Annotated in this window: 13 protein-coding genes; 6 read left to right on the top strand and 7 right to left on the bottom strand. The window is 66.0% G+C overall.

Features of this window, described 5'->3' with window-relative positions; genetic code table 11:
- Positions 1-619: 619 nt before the first annotated feature.
- The 6 genes from BM190_RS33610 to BM190_RS33585 all read right to left on the bottom strand — a co-directional run bounded on the left by BM190_RS33610 (position 620) and on the right by BM190_RS33585 (position 6,606).
- Positions 620-1,852 (bottom strand): Zn-dependent hydrolase, encoded by a 1,233-nt coding sequence (locus tag BM190_RS33610; protein ID WP_092261849.1) that lies wholly within the window; start codon positions 1,850-1,852, stop codon positions 620-622.
- A complete protein-coding gene (locus tag BM190_RS33605; protein WP_020508750.1) occupies positions 1,845-2,630 on the bottom strand; it encodes an ABC transporter ATP-binding protein in 786 nt (261 codons plus the stop codon). The genes BM190_RS33610 and BM190_RS33605 overlap by 8 nt, the downstream gene beginning before the upstream one ends.
- A complete protein-coding gene (locus BM190_RS33600) occupies positions 2,627-3,400 on the bottom strand; it encodes an ABC transporter permease (protein WP_028142738.1) in 774 nt (257 codons plus the stop codon). The genes BM190_RS33605 and BM190_RS33600 overlap by 4 nt, the downstream gene beginning before the upstream one ends.
- Positions 3,401-3,472: 72 nt before the next feature.
- Positions 3,473-4,417, bottom strand: coding sequence for an ABC transporter substrate-binding protein (locus BM190_RS33595; RefSeq protein WP_092261863.1), 945 nt, complete (start codon positions 4,415-4,417; stop codon positions 3,473-3,475).
- 105 nt (positions 4,418-4,522) lie between these two features.
- The gene (hutC, locus tag BM190_RS33590) at positions 4,523-5,251 is read right to left on the bottom strand and encodes a histidine utilization transcriptional repressor HutC (RefSeq protein ID WP_018320770.1); all 729 of its coding nucleotides are present in this window, start codon (positions 5,249-5,251) and stop codon (positions 4,523-4,525) included.
- Positions 5,248-6,606 (bottom strand): formimidoylglutamate deiminase, encoded by a 1,359-nt coding sequence (locus tag BM190_RS33585; protein ID WP_092261848.1) that lies wholly within the window; start codon positions 6,604-6,606, stop codon positions 5,248-5,250. The genes hutC and BM190_RS33585 overlap by 4 nt, the downstream gene beginning before the upstream one ends.
- Before the next feature lie 84 nt (positions 6,607-6,690).
- On the opposite strand from BM190_RS33585, the gene hutI reads away from it, so the two are divergent.
- From hutI to hutU, 3 genes are read left to right on the top strand one after another with little or no spacing between them, the layout of a single operon-like run.
- Positions 6,691-7,905, top strand: coding sequence for an imidazolonepropionase (gene hutI / locus BM190_RS33580; RefSeq protein WP_092261847.1), 1,215 nt, complete (start codon positions 6,691-6,693; stop codon positions 7,903-7,905).
- Positions 7,902-9,461 (top strand): histidine ammonia-lyase, encoded by a 1,560-nt coding sequence (gene hutH, locus BM190_RS33575; protein ID WP_092261846.1) that lies wholly within the window; start codon positions 7,902-7,904, stop codon positions 9,459-9,461. Before hutI ends, hutH begins: the two co-directional genes overlap by 4 nt.
- Positions 9,462-9,470: 9 nt before the next feature.
- The gene (gene hutU / locus BM190_RS33570) at positions 9,471-11,141 is read left to right on the top strand and encodes a urocanate hydratase (protein WP_092261845.1); all 1,671 of its coding nucleotides are present in this window, start codon (positions 9,471-9,473) and stop codon (positions 11,139-11,141) included.
- 167 nt (positions 11,142-11,308) lie between these two features.
- Here the strand turns inward: hutU and BM190_RS33565 are convergent, their stop codons facing one another.
- On the bottom strand, positions 11,309-11,929 hold the full coding sequence (locus tag BM190_RS33565) for a TetR/AcrR family transcriptional regulator (RefSeq protein ID WP_177237454.1): 621 nt from the start codon (positions 11,927-11,929) through the stop codon (positions 11,309-11,311).
- Positions 11,930-12,183: 254 nt separating this feature from the next.
- On the opposite strand from BM190_RS33565, the gene BM190_RS33560 reads away from it, so the two are divergent.
- Genes BM190_RS33560 through BM190_RS33550 form a run of 3 tightly spaced genes read left to right on the top strand, consistent with a single transcriptional unit; the run spans position 12,184 to position 15,937 of the window.
- Positions 12,184-13,044: an FAD binding domain-containing protein gene (locus BM190_RS33560; RefSeq protein WP_092261862.1), complete on the top strand. Its 861-nt coding sequence runs from the start codon at positions 12,184-12,186 to the stop codon at positions 13,042-13,044.
- Complete coding sequence (locus tag BM190_RS33555) at positions 13,041-13,565, top strand: (2Fe-2S)-binding protein (protein ID WP_092261843.1); 525 nt, start codon at positions 13,041-13,043, stop codon at positions 13,563-13,565. The genes BM190_RS33560 and BM190_RS33555 overlap by 4 nt, the downstream gene beginning before the upstream one ends.
- Complete coding sequence (locus tag BM190_RS33550) at positions 13,562-15,937, top strand: xanthine dehydrogenase family protein molybdopterin-binding subunit (protein WP_092261842.1); 2,376 nt, start codon at positions 13,562-13,564, stop codon at positions 15,935-15,937. Before BM190_RS33555 ends, BM190_RS33550 begins: the two co-directional genes overlap by 4 nt.

Here is a 15,937-nt window from a genome sequence, read left to right as displayed (position 1 = left end):
AGGGCTGGAAAAACTGCGGCGAAATGGCGGGCCGCGCGTACGGCAAAACCGTGTGGTCCTGGCCGTCGTTGCTACGGTCAAGTCCTCGCGAAGGTGCGAGCGAGCCCAACCGGGCAGACTGCATCATCCAAATTCGCGGGGCGAGGGAGGCCAGAAGGAATGGTCGGCTCCCGGGAGATCACGGCATAAGCCGTCCAGCCATCGCGCAGGGAAGGCCGAGTGATCGGCCACACCTGTATGCTGCTGTGCGGTTCTTTCTGTGTGTGCTTTTCGCGCAGCGGACCGCGGGTGCGAGCCAGCACCCGGCCTTCCCTGCGCCCTCTTGGATGAGAGGGTCGCGAGACCAAGCAAAGCTCGGGCGAATTCCGCCGCGAGATCGGGAAGGCGTGTCTGCGACTTGAGCTGCATGCCACAAGCCAGATCTCGTAGGGTGGGCAAAGCGCAGCGTGCCCACGCCTTGTCGCTCATGGAGGGAGATCGTGGGCACGGCGCTATGCGCCTTTGCCCACCCTACGGCACTGCACGTTGGGATGTGCATTGGAGCCTCGCAGTGACGGTGGAGAGACTGTGCGTCATACCTCCGCTCTCGTACCCCGACGCAGCGCTTCCCTGGCTCGTTCTAACCCGCAAGGATCCGCCGACAGGCGTCCACGTACACCTGCGCGCCGGTGACGATATCGGCATCGGCGGTGTTCTCGGTCCAGTGATGGCTGATGCCGCCGATCGACGGAACGAACAGCATGGCGGCGGGCATGACGGTTGCCAGCATCTGCGCGTCGTGGCCGGCGCCACTGGGCATGCGAATGGATCGTCCACCGGCCTGCGCCTTGCTCGCGGCTTCGATTGCGTCCTGAAAGCCCGAATTCATCATGGCGGGCGCGCCGGTGCGGATTTTCTCGACGGTGACGGTGCAGGGGCCCTTCGTGCTGGCTTCGTCAGCCATGGTCCGCAGCAGCTGCTCCAGCCGGGCAATGACGGCCGGATCGTCGTCGCGGATCTGGAACAGCATCTCCGCTCCACCCGGAATGATGCTCGGCGCGCCAGGATCGAGCGTGATGCGGCCGGTGGTCCAGACCGTTCGCGGGCCGCAGGAATCAGGAAAACGCTGGTCGATCGCGACGCAGAATTTGGCCAGCGCCAGCCCCGCATCCTTGCGCACGGCCATGCGCGTGGTGCCGGCGTGATTCTGCTCACCGGCGAAATTGATACGGTACTGCCAGATGCCGACGATGGATGTGACGACGCCAATCGCAAGCTTGCCGCTTTCGAGCGTGTCGCCCTGTTCGATATGCGCCTCGAGATATCCGACGTGCCGGCCCGGCTCGACGCCGATGCGCGGGCGTCCTGCGAGCCCCATCTCGGCGAGCGCATCGCGCATGGTGCGGCCGCCAGTGCGGTCGCGCGCGGCGTCGATCTCGGCTTCAGTCACCTGACCGACATAAGAGCGCGAGCCGAGGAAGCTGCCGAAATGACCTTCCTCATCGCACCAGGCGGCCACTTCGACCGCGCCTTTCACGGAGGGGTCGGCATTGAGCACGCGCGCCGCCTCGAGCGCATAGACGACGCCGAGCGGGCCATCGAGCCAGCCGGCGTAGTTCTGGCTCTCCAGATGCGAGCCGGCCAGCAGTTTCGGCCCGGACTTGGCGCTGGTCCCAAACACGTTGCCGATGCCGTCGATCGAGGCGGAAAGACCTGCATCGGGCAGCTTGCGCACCAGCCAGTCCAGCGAGAGCTTGTGCGGCTCGGAGAAGGTCGGCTTGTGCACGCCGGTCTTGTAGGCGCCGATGGCACGGAGTGCGTTGAGGTCGGCGAGGACGCGCTGGCCATCGGCGCGCGGCTTGGTGTCAGGCATGCTCAGTAACCTTCAGCGCCTCGGTGCGGATCTCCTCGACCAGCCGTTCCTTGAGCTGGACGAATTCCGGCGTGGTCTTGATCTTGTAGGAGCGCGGATGCGGCAGGTCCACAGTGATCTCGGCCTTGATCCGGCCGGGGCGCGCGCTCATGACGATGACACGGCTGCCGAGGAAGATCGCTTCCTCGATGTCGTGGGTCACGAACAGCACGGTCTTCTGGTCGCGCTCCCAGATCCCGAGCAGCATCTCCTGCATCAGGGCGCGGGTTTGGTTATCCAGCGCGCCGAAGGGCTCGTCGAGCAGCAGGATTTTCGGGTCGTTGGCGAGCGCGCGCGCGATCGCCGTGCGCTGCTGCATGCCGCCGGAGAGCTGCTTCGGCCAATGATTCTCGAAGCCGGACAGGCCGACCTGACGGATGAAGGCGTCGGCGATCTTGTGCCGCTCCGCCTCGGACACGCCGCGCTCGCGCAGGCCGAAGGCGATGTTCTCGCGCACGGTGAGCCAGGGAAACAGCGTGTAGGACTGGAACACCATGCCGCGATCGGCGCCCGGACCGGCGACCTCGCGCCCGTCGAGCGTGACGCGCCCGCTGGTCGGACGGTCGAGGCCCGCAACGATGCGCAGCAGCGTGGACTTGCCGCAGCCGGAGGGGCCGAGGATGGTGACGAAGTCGTTGTTGCCGATGACGAGATCGGTCGGCTCCAGCGCCTTGGTCGGCGCGTTGCCGTGGCGTGCGGGGAAAGTGCGCGAGACCTGTTCGACCTTGAGGATCGTCATGCGAGCCTCCACGGAAACAGCCAGGCGTTGAATGCCTTGAACATGAAGTCGGAGAGGAGGCCGATCAGCCCGATCACGATGATGCCGAAAATGATCTGGCCGGTGTTGAGCAGCGCCTGGCTGTCGGTGATCATGTGACCGATGCCCGAGGACGAGCCGATCAGCTCGGCGACGATGACGTAGGTCCAGGCCCAGCCCAGCACCAGCCGCAGGATTTCCGCGATCTCGGGTGCGGAGGAGGGCAGCAGCACGCGGCGGATGATGCCGCGGTCGCGGGCCCCCAACGTATAGGCCGCCTCGACCAGATCGCGCCGCGTGGCGCCGACGGTCACGGCGACCATCAGGATGACCTGAAACACCGAGCCGATGAAGATGACGAGGAGCTTCTGCAGCTCGCCGATGCCGGCCCACAGAATCAACAGCGGAATGAAGGCGGAGGCGGGCAGATAGCGCGCGAAGGAGACGAACGGCTCGAGGAACGCCTCGACCGGCTTGTAGGCGCCCATGAGAACGCCGAGCGGCACTGCGATGATCGCTGCGAGCGCAAAGCCGCCGACGACGCGCCAGATCGTCATGCCGATGTCGAACACAAAACCCTGCTTGGCCAGCAGGTCATAACCTTCCTGCACCATGGTCAGCGGGTTGGCGAGAAAGGTCTTCGACACATAGCCGCCAAAGGTCGCCCACGACCAGAGGGCAACGAACACCACGAAGAATGCAAGGCCGTAGGCCACGCGCTGCTTCGATGTAACAGGGTCCAGGGGACGCATCGACGATATATCCGGGCGGTGAACAGACTTGCCGGCCCCGCCGCGAGACGGGGCCAGCAGCGCGTGAGTGACTTACTTGATGAAGCTGGCGTCGAAGAGATCCTCGACCTTCGGCGCAGCCTTGATGATGCCGATCTCGAGCAGCAGCTCGGCGGCCTCCTTGTTGAAGGTCAGGAAGTCGCCGGCAAAGAACTTCTGGTTCGCGGCCTTGTCCTGCCAGCGCAGATACTTCGCCGAGTTGCCGAACTGCTCGCCGCTCTGCTTCACGTCCGCACCCATGATCTCGTAGGCCTTGGCCTGGTCCTTGGCGATCATGTCGAGCGCCTCGAAATAGCTGTCGGCAAGCGCCTTGGCGGCCTTGGGATTGTCGGTCAGGAATTTCGGCGTGCAGCCGAAGGTGTCCATGACCATCGGATAGTCCAGCGTGGTCGCGATGATCTTGCCCTTGTCGGGCGCAGCGCGCACCGTCGACAGATACGGCTCATAGGTCATCGCCGCATCGTTCTGGCCGGAGACGAAGGCCTGCGCGGCCGCGGCCGGCTCGAGGTTGACGACGGTGACGTCCTTCACCGTGAGGCCGTTTTTCTTGAGCATCCAGGCCAGCGCGAAATAAGGCGAGGTGCCGGGCGCGGACGCTGCGACGGTCTTGCCCTTCAGGTCCTTGATCGCGGCGACATCGTTGCGCACAGCCATGCCGTCGGCGCCAAAGCTCTTGTCGAGCTGGAAGATCTGCTTGGTCGCAACGCCGTTCGCGTTCCAGGAGATCCAGGTCTCGACCGTGGTCGCCGCGCACTGGATGTCGCCCGACGCGATCGCAAGGTGCCGGTCCTTCTGCGGAATTTTCTTGATGGTGACGTCGAGGCCGTTCTTCTTGAAGATGCCAGCCTCCTTCGCCAGTGTCAGCGGCGCGAAGCCGGTCCAGCCGGAGATGCCCACGCCGACCTTGACGTCGTCGGCGAGCACGGGAGTGGTGGCCGAAAGAGCAATGATTGTCGCAAATATCGTCGAACTACGCATGGTTGTCGTCCTCTTGCCGATCGATGGATTGACGTCCTGTTGATCATTGTCGGTCCGGATGGACCGTTGCCCGAAGCGTTGCACGATTTGTGCCGACATGTCCTTTCAGCCTCCCTTGAATCGCGCGACAAGGCGGTGAGAGTCACCGGGATAGAGCAGGCGCACGGCGGTGATGGTGCGTGCGCTGCGCCAGGTGTAGCGGTCGATCACGAGACAGGGCGCGCCGACGGCGATCGCGAGCGCGTCCGCCGTGCGATCGTCCGCAACGATGGCGCTGATCGTGTGCTCGGCCTCGGTCCACGGGACATGGTGCAGCAGCCAGGAGCCCGGCGGCTCGCGCGAGAAATCGGCGGTCGCAGCGTCAGGCACGGATGCAAGGTCGATCAGCCGGTCCTCGATGGCGAACGGCACCTTGTCGGCGCTGTGCCGGCAGGTGATCGCGACCACCTTGCCGACCTTCCTCACGCCGAGACGGTCGCGATCGGCAGTGGTCGCGGTGCGCAGCTTGCGGCCGATCAACTCATAGCCGTAGGCGCGCCCCAATGCGGTGATCTCGGCGCGGATGTCGGCGATCTTGAGCACCGCCGACATGTGCTGCGGCCGCCGGACGAAGGAGCCGGCGCGCCGCCGCCGCTCGATCAAATCGGCCTGCGCCAGCTCCGACAGTGCCTTGTTCACCGTCATGCGCGAGCAGCCGTAGCGCGCCACCAGTTCATGCTCGAACGGGATGCGATGCCCCGGCGGCCATTCGCCGGTCAGGATGCGCTTCTCGATGTCGGCGCGAATCCGCTTGTACAGCGTCGGCTTGTCGGCCGCGTCGGTGGCAAGGCTCATGCGACAAGCCTCCGAACCGCCGCGTTGAAGCGCTCGCGTGCAGCTTGTCGCAACGCATGACGTCCGCCTTCGACCACCTTGTGACCGCCAGCCCAGACGCAGTCGATCGCGCCGCTGCCCGCGGCAAAGATCCAGCCGTCGATCGTGGCATCGCCGTGACGCCCTGCCAGCGAGGGATGTGCGCCGTCGAGCGTGACGATATCGGCGTGCGCGCCGGGCGCGAGGCCGACGGTCGGTTGCGCCAGCGCCTGTGCGCCGCCTGCGAGCGCATGATCGAACAGCGTCCGTCCGGTCGAGCGGCCTGCGCCGGCGGAGAGCACGTTGCGCTCGCGGTGCTTGAGGCGCTGCCCGTATTCGAGCTGGCGCAATTCGTCGGCGACGCCGACCAGCACGTTGGAATCCGTGCCGACGCCAAAGGCGCCACCGGCAGCGACAAATTCACGGGCGGGAAAGATGCCGTCGCCGAGGCTCGCTTCGGTGATGGGGCAGAGGCCAGCGACCGCGCCAGACGTTGCGAACGCGCTGACTTCGTCATCCGTCATGTGCGTCGCGTGAATGAGGCACCAGCGCCGGTCGACGGGCGCGTGCTCCAGCAACCATTGCACCGGGCGCCGGCGGGACCAGGCCAGGCAATCGTCGACTTCCTTCACCTGCTCGGCGGCGTGGATATGCACCGGGCCGCCCTCGGCGAGCGGAATGATCGCTGCAAGCTCGTCAGGCGTTACCGCGCGCAGGCTGTGCGGCGCGATGCCGATATTGGCGCCGTGCAATGTGCTGATCGCCTTACGCGACGCCGCCATCAATGCCGCGAACTGATCGACCGAGCAGATGAAGCGGCGTTGGCCGTCATGAGGCGCTGCGCCGCCGAAGGAACCGTGCGCATAGAAACTCGGCAGCAAGGTCAGGGCAATGCCGGAGGCTTCGGCAGCCTGCGCGATGCGCGCGGCCGTCTCGGCGGGATCGGCATAGGGCGAGCCGTCGCGATCATGGTGCAGATAATGGAATTCACCGACGCGGGTAAATCCCTGTTCGAGCATCTCGACATAGAGAAGTGTCGCGACGGCGGCGACGTCGTCCGGCGTCATTGCCAGGGCGAAGCGATACATCGTCTCGCGCCAGGTCCAGAACGTGTCGGTGGAATTGCCGCGCAGCTCAGCAAGGCCCGCCATGCCGCGCTGGAAGGCGTGGCTGTGCAGGCTCGCAAGTCCCGGAAGCGCGATGGCGTGGCGCTCGTCGCCGGCGGCCGGCTGCACACCCGCGGACACCGCCGCGATCGCGCCGGCGGTGATCACCACCTGCACGTCATTGGCCCAGCCCGAGGGCAGGAGCGCGGAGGCGAAATGCAGTCGGGTCATGATTACACGCCGGCTGGACAGAACGGTCCCACGATTATATGTCTAGACATATAAGTCAAGCATCCCACGCGAAGGGACCGTTGCATGGCAGAGCGCTTCGACCGGATCTGGCACAATGCCCGGCTCGCCACGATGCGGGCCGACCGGCCCGATCTCGGCGAGATCGAGCGTGGCCTGATCGCCGCGCGCGGCGGCCGTATCGTCTATGCCGGTGCGCAGTCCGATTTTCCGGCGGATGCCGACGCGGCCGAACGGATCGACTGCGAGGGTCGCTGGATCACGCCCGGCCTCGTCGACTGCCACACCCATCTCGTCTATGGCGGCAACCGCGCGCACGAGTTCGAGCTGCGCCTGAAGGGCGCGAGCTACGAGGAGATCGCGCGCGCCGGCGGCGGCATCGTTTCAACGGTGGCGGCGACGCGCAAGGCGAGCGAAGCCGATCTCGTCGCGAGCGCGCTGCCGCGGCTCGATGCGCTGATCGGTGAGGGCGCAACCACGGTCGAGATCAAGTCGGGCTACGGCCTCGACACCGAAACCGAGATGCGCCAGCTCGCGGCCGCGCGCAGCATCAGCCGCCAGCGGCCGGTTGCCATCCGCACCTCCTTCCTCGGGGCGCACGCTCTGCCGGTGGAAGCGGACGGGGACAAAAATCGCTATATCGATCTCGTCTGCAACGAGATGCTGCCCGCTGTTGCAAAGGCGGGCCTCGCCGACGCTGTCGACGCCTTCATGGAAGGCATCGCCTTTTCGGCGGAGCAGACCGCGCAGGTGTTCGAGACGGCGAGGGGGCTCGGGCTGCCGGTCAAGCTCCATGCCGATCAGTTGTCGAACCTCGGCGGTGCGGCGCTCGCTGCAAGCTTCTCGGCGCTCTCCGCCGATCATCTCGAGCACACGGATGAAGCGGGCGCCGCCGCGATGGCGAAGGCCGGTACGGTGGCCGTGCTGCTGCCTGGCGCATTCTACTTCATCCGCGAGACGCAGAAGCCGCCGGTTGAGGCGTTCCGCGCCCACGGCGTTTCCATGGCGCTCGCGACCGATTGCAATCCCGGCAGCTCACCGCTGACCTCGCTTCTGCTCACGATGAACATGGGCGCGACCCTGTTCCGGATGACCGTCGCCGAATGCCTCGCCGGAATCACCCGCGAGGGCGCGCGTGCCTTGGGCGTGCTCGGCGAGACCGGCACGTTTGAGGCTGGCAAATGGTGCGATCTTGCGATCTGGGACATCGAGCGGCCCGCCGAGCTTGTTTATCGCATCGGCTTCAATCCGCTGCATCGCCGGGTGTGGAGGGGACAGTGACGGAGCAGGGCACAGCGATCGTCGTCAAGCCGGGAGCGGTCAGCCTCGACGATCTCGCGCGCGTGCTTGAAGGTGCCCCTGTCGTCCTTCATCCGTCGTTCTGGCCACGCGTGGAGGCGGCTGCGGAAATCGTCGCGAAGGCCGCGCACGCCGACGCGCCCGTCTATGGCATCAACACCGGCTTCGGAAAGCTGGCCTCGAAGCGCATTCCGCCCGATCAGACCGCGCTGCTCCAGCGCAACCTCATCGTCTCGCATTGCTGCGGCGTCGGCCCAGCCACGCCCGAGCCGATCGTTCGGCTGATGATGGCGCTGAAGATCGTCTCGCTCGGGCGCGGCGCTTCCGGCGTGCGCCGCGCGGTGATCGAGCAGTTGCAGGCCATGCTGGCACGGAGTGTCACTCCGCTGGTGCCGCAGCAGGGCTCGGTCGGCGCCTCCGGCGATCTTGCGCCGCTCGCGCATATGACGGCGGTGATGATCGGTGAGGGGCAGGCGATCGTCGACGGGAAAACGGTGTCCGGCGGTGAAGCGCTCGCCGCGGCCGGCCTCGCGCCGCTGACGCTCGGCCCCAAGGAGGGACTCGCGCTGATCAATGGCACGCAGTTCTCGACCGCTTACGCTATTGCCGGCGTGCTACGCGCGTTTCGCCTGGCCCGTGCGGCGCTCGTGACCGGTGCGCTGTCGGTCGACGCCGCGATGGCCTCGACGGCGCCGTTCCGTCCCGAAATCCAGGCACTGCGCGGTCACGCCGGGCAGATCGCCGCAGCCGCGACGCTTGTCGCGCTGCTGGATGGCAGCGACATTCGCCTGTCGCATCTCGAAGGCGACGAGCGCGTGCAGGATCCCTATTGCCTGCGCTGCCAGCCGCAGGTCGCGGGCGCAGCGCTCGACCTGATCACGCAGGCCGCGCATACGCTGATCGTCGAAGCCAACGCGGTCACCGACAATCCACTGGTGCTGGTCGAGACCGGCGAGATCGTCTCGGGCGGCAACTTCCACGCCGAGCCCGTGGCCTTTGCCGCCGACGCGCTCGCGCTGGCGCTGTCGGAAATCGGCGCGATCAGCGAGCGGCGCATTGCGACGCTGGTCGATCCGGCGCTGAATTTCGGCCTGCCGCCGTTCCTGACCCCCGATCCCGGCCTCAACTCCGGCTTCATGATCGCCGAGGTGACGGCCGCCGCGCTCTATGCCGAGAACAAGCAGCGCGCAGCGGCCTGCTCGATCGATTCGACGCCGACCAGCGCCAACCAGGAAGATCACGTCTCGATGGCGGCGCATGCCGCGCGGCGCCTGTCCGACATGGCCGACAATCTCGCCGCGATTCTCGGCATCGAGCTGCTGGTCGCGGCCCAAGGCATCACGCTGCGCGCGCCGCATGCGACCAGTGCTCCGCTCGTTGCGGTCATCGCCGCGTTGCGCGAGCAGGTGCCGGCGCTCAGTGCGGACCGCTACATGGCCGGCGATCTGGCCAAGGCCGCTGCACTGATCGATGCGGATGCGTTGCCGGCCATTGCGATCACTGCGCTTCCATCCGATCCGTTTCCGAGACTTGATTAAGAGGTCCGCATGAACCGCCGACTGGACAACGACCGCACCATCCGCGCCCCCCGCGGCAGCGACATCAGCGCCAAGAGCTGGCTGACCGAAGCGCCGCTGCGCATGCTGATGAACAACCTCGATCCTGATGTCGCGGAGCGCCCGAGCGAGCTCGTGGTCTATGGCGGTATCGGCCGCGCCGCGCGCGACTGGGACAGCTTTGACCGGATCGTTGCGGCCTTGCGCAAGCTCGAAGGCGACCAGACGCTGCTGGTCCAGTCCGGCAAGCCGGTCGGCGTGTTCCGCACCCATGCGGATGCACCGCGCGTGCTGATCGCGAACTCCAACATCGTGCCGCATTGGGCAACGCTCGACCATTTCAACGAGCTCGATCGCCAGGGCCTGATGATGTACGGCCAGATGACGGCCGGCTCCTGGATCTATATCGGCAGCCAGGGCATCGTGCAGGGCACCTACGAGACCTTCGTCGAGGTCGGTCGTCGCCATTATGGCGGCAGCCTTGCCGGCAAATGGATTCTCACCGCCGGCTTGGGTGGCATGGGCGGTGCGCAGCCGCTGGCCGCGACCATGGCCGGCGCTTCGATGCTCGCGGTTGAATGCCAGCCGAGCCGCATCGAGATGCGCTTGCGTACCGGCTATCTCGATCGCCAGGCGGCAACGCTCGACGAAGCGCTGGCGATCATGGAAGATGCCGCCAAGACGAAGAAGGCGGTCTCGGTCGGCCTGCTCGGCAATGCCGCGGAGATTTTCCCTGAACTGGTGCGCCGTGGCGTCAAGCCGGATGTCGTCACCGACCAGACCAGCGCGCACGATCCGGTCAATGGCTATTTGCCGAAGGGCTGGACGCTAGCCGACTGGGAAGCCAAGCGCGCCTCCGATCCGAAGGGGGTGGAGCGCGCGTCGAAGACGTCGATGGTCGAGCACGTCCAGGCCATGCTGGATTTCCATGCGCAGGGCATTCCGACGCTCGACTACGGCAACAACATTCGCCAGATGGCGCAGGACATGGGCCTGAAGAACGCCTTCGATTTCCCGGGCTTCGTCCCCGCCTATATCCGTCCCCTGTTCTGCCGTGGCGTCGGGCCGTTCCGCTGGGCCGCGCTGTCGGGCGATCCCGAGGACATCTTCAAGACCGACGCCAAGGTCAAGGAGCTGATGCCTGATGACAAGCATCTGCACAATTGGCTCGACATGGCCAAGGAGCGCATCAAGTTCCAGGGCCTGCCGGCGCGGATCTGCTGGGTCGGCCTCGGCGATCGCGATCGACTCGGCCTTGCCTTCAACGAGATGGTAGCGCGCGGCGAGCTCAAGGCGCCGATCGTGATCGGCCGCGATCATCTCGACAGCGGCTCGGTGGCAAGCCCGAACCGCGAGACTGAAGCGATGAAGGACGGCTCGGACGCGGTGTCCGACTGGCCACTGCTGAACGCGCTGCTCAATTGCGCCAGCGGCGCAACCTGGGTGTCGCTGCATCATGGCGGCGGTGTCGGCATCGGCTATTCCCAGCACGCCGGCATGGTGATCGTCGCCGACGGTACGCCGGAAGCGGCCAAGCGGATCGAGCGCGTGCTCTGGAACGATCCCGCCAGCGGTGTCATGCGCCATGCCGACGCGGGCTACGAGACCGCGATCGACTGCGCCCGCGAGAAGGGGCTCGATCTGCCGAGCCTTTCGAAGTAGCTAGCCGCGGGCTCGATCAACCTCTCCCGCTTGCGGGGGAGGTCGGCGCGGAGCGCCGGGTGGGGGCTCTCTCCAATCAGGGAGTCTCTCTGCGGAGGCACCCCCACCCCGGCCCTCCCCCGCAAGCAGGAGAGGGAGCGCACCTCCTTCGGAGCAGCGTCGCCGATTCAGCCGCTGACCAAGAGCCTCGGCATCGTCGTCTTCGCGCCGTCCATGAAGGTCTGGACGGCGTCGCGGACGATGGCGTCGAGATCGGGCGGGATCGGCGTCTCGTAGATGAACTTGCGGATGGCGAGATAGAAGATGCGGCCGTGCAGGCCCCAGAACAGCTCTGTCTCGCGCTCGCTCAATGAGTGAGCTTTTGCGTCGGGCAGTTTGAGCTCAAAGCGCAGCTCGGCCGCCGCCGGCTCGATGATCTCGCGCCTCACGATGTCGAGGTAGCGGCTGGTGATGCCGAACGACTTCATGCCGGAGAACACGAAGATCCGCACCCAATTATATTCGAATACGCGCTCGACATAGTCGAGATAGAAGCGCGTGAGCCTCGCTTCCAGCGACAGCGAACGGTCGCGCACCATCGGTCCCCAATCGGGCGACCAGCGGCTGAGATAGACCTCCTGGTAGACCCGCTCGATCAGCGCTTCCTTGCTCGGGAAGTGGCGGTAGATCGCCGAATGCGTGATGCCCATGCGCTTGGCGAGCTCGCGGGTCTGGCCCTCGAAGCCGCGCTCGGCAAAGAAGCGGATGGCCTCGTCCACGATCGCGCGCTCGCGGTCGGCCGCGCGCATGTTGCGACGCTTTGGCGCGGACTTGCTGCCTGTCTCGGTCCGCTTGCGGACCGGTCGTCTCAAAGTTTTCTGCGCTTTTCGGGCCATCTCGTCGCTGAATCAACGTGCCGCTACCTTCATAGCCCAAGGCGCTTTTGTGACCAAATGGTCATTTCCTGTTGACCGGCCTTGGGAGGCGTGTCAGGATTTTGAGACCAGATGGTTACAAATCTGGCATCCCGGCTGATGAGCCGATGGATCTCGGGGAAACGGCAGTGAAGGCGAAGGCTTTCAGCTATTTTCGGGCTGCGACGATCGACCAGGCGCTGGATGCTCACGCACGCGCCGGGGACGATGCGCGTTTCATCGCCGGCGGCCAGAGCCTGGTGCCGGCGCTGTCGCTGCGGCTGCAGGCGCCGCGGCTTTTGATCGACATCACCCACATCGGCGAGCTGCGCGGCGTCAGGCGCGAAGGCGACGCCTTGCGCATCGGTGCGCTGACGCGCCATTGCGAGATGCTGAGCGAGCCTTTGATTGCCGAGTTCGCGCCGCTGCTGCACGCCGCGGCACCGTTCGTCGCCCATCCCGCGATCCGCAACCGCGGCACCTTCGGCGGCAGCGTCGCGCTTGCCGACCCGGCTTCCGAATTTCCGGCGATGACCTTGGCGCTGGATGCCGAGATCGAGATCGCCGGCCTCTCAGGCCGCCGACGCGTGAAGGCCGATGATTTCTTCATCGACCTGTTCGAGACGGCGCTCGAGCCCGGCGAGCTGATCACCGCGGTCTACGTTCCGCTGTTCAGGGCCGATCAGCGCTTTGCGTTCGACGAGCTGGCGCGTCGGCGCGGGGATTACGCGCTGGTTGGTTGCGGCATGCTTGCGACCTGCACCGGTGAGCGCATTGACGACATCCGCATCTCATTCTTCTCCGTTGGCAATACGCCGACGCGGGTGAAGGGGGTCGAAGCCACCTTGATCGGCGCGAGGTTGGATGCAGAACGCATCGCTGCCGCGCAAGGCGCGCTCGAAGGCGATCTCGCGCCGCCCGAGGGCGACGAAGTGCCGCCCTCGATGCGGCTGCATCTCGCTCGCGTGTTGCTTGGCCGCCTGCTCGGACGTCTCGGTGAGGGCGCATGAGCGGCTTCGACGATAGTCTGCTGAACGAGGCCGACGAGACGGTGCGGGTCCGCTTCGTCGTCAACGGGCGCAAGGTCGCCTGCGAGGTCGCGCCGCGCGACACGCTGGTCGATTGCCTGCGCGACAAGCTCGAGCTGACGGGCACGCATGCCGGCTGCGAGATGGGCGCCTGCGGCGCGTGCCTGGTGCAGCTCGACGGCCGCGCCGTGCATTCCTGCCTGATCTTCGCGGTGCAGGCTGATGGCGGCAGGATCGACACCATCGAGGGGCTCAGCGAGAGCGGTCTGCTCGCCGATCTCCAGGCCGAATTCCATCGCCGCAATGCGTTGCAGTGCGGCTTTTGCACGCCGGGCATGTTGATCAACGCCCACGAGCTGCTCTCGCAAACGGCGCAGCCGAGCCGCGAGGATATCCGCGACGCGCTGTCGGGCAATTACTGCCGCTGCACCGGCTACGAGGCGATCGTCGACGCCATCGACGCCGTGGCCAAAGCGCATGGTGAGAATGGAGGCGCGACATGAGCGCGCCGCTGACCTCGCTCGATCGCCCGAACTCCTATATCGGCCGTGCGCTGCCGCGGCCCAACGCCAAGCGGCTGCTTGCCGGGCGGGGACGTTACGTCAGCGATCTCAAGCTGCCGCGCATGCTCTACGCCGCGTTCCTGCGTAGCCCGCATGCGCACGCGAAGATCGTCTCGATCAAGATCGACGAGGCCTGTGCGCGAGAGGGCGTACATCTCGTCGCCACGGGCGCTGATCTCGCAAAAATCTGCACGCCCTGGACCGGCACGCTCGATCATTTCAAGGGCATGACCTCCGCGCCGCAATTGCCGCTGCCGCTCGATCGCGTGGTCTGGGCCGGACAGGCGGTGGTCGCCGTCGTTGCCGAGAGCCGGGCGATTGCTGAAGATGCGCTGGAGCTGATCGAGGTGGACTACGAGGACCTTCCCGTCGTCGTTGACATCGACGGCGCACGTAAGGCGGACGGTCCGCTGGTCAATCCGGGCAGTGCCAACAACACCTGCTTCCGCAGCCAGCTCGACAGCGGCGTCGTTGATGACGCCTTTGCGCATGCGGCCCATGTGGTGGAGGAGGAGTTTTCCTTCGGCCGCCACACCGCGGTGACGCTGGAGCCGCGCGCCATCATCGCCGACTACGATCCATCCGCGGGCATGCTCACCGTGCATCACGGCACGCAGACCCCGTATCAGTTTCAGGACCTCTATTCGCGCCACTACAACATTCCGGAAGCCCGCGTCCGCGTCATCGCGACCGACATCGGCGGCTCCTTCGGCATGAAGCTGCATGTCTATCACGAGGACATGGCGGTGGTCGGTCTCTCGATCCTGCTCGGCCGGCCCGTGAAATACGTCGCCGACCGGATGGAGTCCTTCGTCTCTGACATCCACGCCCGCGACCATCGCGTCCGCGCCCGGGTGGCGCTGGATGCCAAGGGCGAGATCCTGGCGATGGATGTTCTGGACCTGACCGCGATCGGGGCGTTCTCGACCTATCCGCGCACCAGCGTCGTCGAGGGCAACCAGGTCATCCGCCTGATCGGCGCGCCCTATCGCTTCAAAAATTACCGAGCCACGCTGGAGGTGATCTTCCAGAACAAGGTGCAGACCAGCCAGTACCGCGCCGTCGGCCATCCCATCGCCTGCGCGGTGACCGAGCGTCTCGTCGACATGGCAGCAAGCAAGCTCGGTCTCGATCCCTTTGCCATCCGGGCGCAGAACGTCATCCCCGACGATGCCTATCCGCAGACCTCGCCGACCGGCTACCGCTTCGAGGCGCTGTCGCATCAGGCCTGCCTGAAGCGCCTGCACGAAATGATGGGCTATGACGCACTTCGTGCCGAGCAGGCCGACTTGCGCAAGCGCGGCATCTATCGCGGCATCGGCATCGCGGCCTTCGTCGAGATCACCAATCCCAGCCCGGCGTTCTATGGCGTCGGCGGTGCGCGCATCTCGTCGCAGGACGGCGCGATCCTGAGCCTGACGCCCTCTGGCGAGGTGCGCTGCCTGATCTCGGTCACCGAGCAGGGGCAGGGCACCGAGGCGATCATCAGCCAGATCGTGGCCGATCAGCTGGGCCTCGCGCAGGAGTGTGTCAAGGTCATCACCGGAGATACCGAGGTGACGCCGCATGGCGGCGCGACCTGGGCCTGCCGCGGCGCCGGCATCGGCGGCGAGACCGCGCTGCAGGCCACGCGCGCGCTCAAGCGCAACATCCTGGAGATTGCCGCGCTCATTCTGCAGGAGCAGCCATCGGCGCTCGATATCCTCGATGGCGAGATCGTCGATGCAAGCACGCGGAACCCGCGCCTGCCGATCGCCGAAATCGCACGCATCGCCTATTTCCGCTCCGATACGCTGCCGCCGGGCACGCAGGCGCAGCTCACCGTGAGCCATCACTTCGCGCCGCAGGGCTATCCGTTCGCTTTCACCAACGGCATCCAGGGCTGCTCGCTGGAGGTGGATGTCGAGACTGGCTTCATTAAGCTCCTGAAGCATTTCATCGTCGAGGATTGTGGCCGCGTCATCAATCCGATGCTCGTGGACGAACAGCTCCGCGGCGGCATCGTGCAGGGGCTGGGCGCGGCACTGTTCGAGGAATGCCGTTACAGCGACACCGGTCAGCTCATGAACGGCTCGCTCGCCGATTATCTCGTGCCGATGCCGATGGAGATGCCCGACATCGTCATCGCTCATGTCGAGACGCCGACCGCCGACACGGAGCTTGGCGCCAAGGGCGTCGGCGAAGCCGGTACGGCCGCGGCGTCCGCCTGCGTACTCAACGCCGTCAACGACGCGATCGCGCCGTTCGATGCGACGATCAGTTCGATTCCGATCACGCCCGCCAAAGTCCTGAAAGCCCTGAAGCGTTTCTAG

Origin of the sequence: Bradyrhizobium sp. Rc3b, from assembly GCF_900114915.1 — a bacterium.
Classification (GTDB): domain Bacteria; phylum Pseudomonadota; class Alphaproteobacteria; order Rhizobiales; family Xanthobacteraceae; genus Bradyrhizobium.
The sequence above is the reverse complement of the archived record's forward strand: the minus strand, read 5'-3'. Positions and strand labels throughout refer to the sequence as shown.

What these genes read in the sequence shown, in the direction of transcription:
- BM190_RS33595 (WP_092261863.1), bottom strand. Translation starts at nt 4,417, where the DNA reads ATGCGTAGTTCGACGATATTTGCGACAATCATTGCTCTTTCGGCCACC.
- BM190_RS33585 (WP_092261848.1), bottom strand. Translation starts at nt 6,606, where the DNA reads ATGACCCGACTGCATTTCGCCTCCGCGCTCCTGCCCTCGGGCTGGGCC.
- BM190_RS33555 (WP_092261843.1), top strand. Translation starts at nt 13,041, where the DNA reads ATGAGCGGCTTCGACGATAGTCTGCTGAACGAGGCCGACGAGACGGTG.
- BM190_RS33610 (WP_092261849.1), bottom strand. Translation starts at nt 1,852, where the DNA reads ATGCCTGACACCAAGCCGCGCGCCGATGGCCAGCGCGTCCTCGCCGAC.
- hutC (WP_018320770.1), bottom strand. Translation starts at nt 5,251, where the DNA reads ATGAGCCTTGCCACCGACGCGGCCGACAAGCCGACGCTGTACAAGCGG.
- BM190_RS33600 (WP_028142738.1), bottom strand. Translation starts at nt 3,400, where the DNA reads ATGCGTCCCCTGGACCCTGTTACATCGAAGCAGCGCGTGGCCTACGGC.
- hutI (WP_092261847.1), top strand. Translation starts at nt 6,691, where the DNA reads ATGGCAGAGCGCTTCGACCGGATCTGGCACAATGCCCGGCTCGCCACG.
- BM190_RS33550 (WP_092261842.1), top strand. Translation starts at nt 13,562, where the DNA reads ATGAGCGCGCCGCTGACCTCGCTCGATCGCCCGAACTCCTATATCGGC.
- hutU (WP_092261845.1), top strand. Translation starts at nt 9,471, where the DNA reads ATGAACCGCCGACTGGACAACGACCGCACCATCCGCGCCCCCCGCGGC.
- BM190_RS33605 (WP_020508750.1), bottom strand. Translation starts at nt 2,630, where the DNA reads ATGACGATCCTCAAGGTCGAACAGGTCTCGCGCACTTTCCCCGCACGC.
- BM190_RS33565 (WP_177237454.1), bottom strand. Translation starts at nt 11,929, where the DNA reads ATGCGCGCGGCCGACCGCGAGCGCGCGATCGTGGACGAGGCCATCCGC.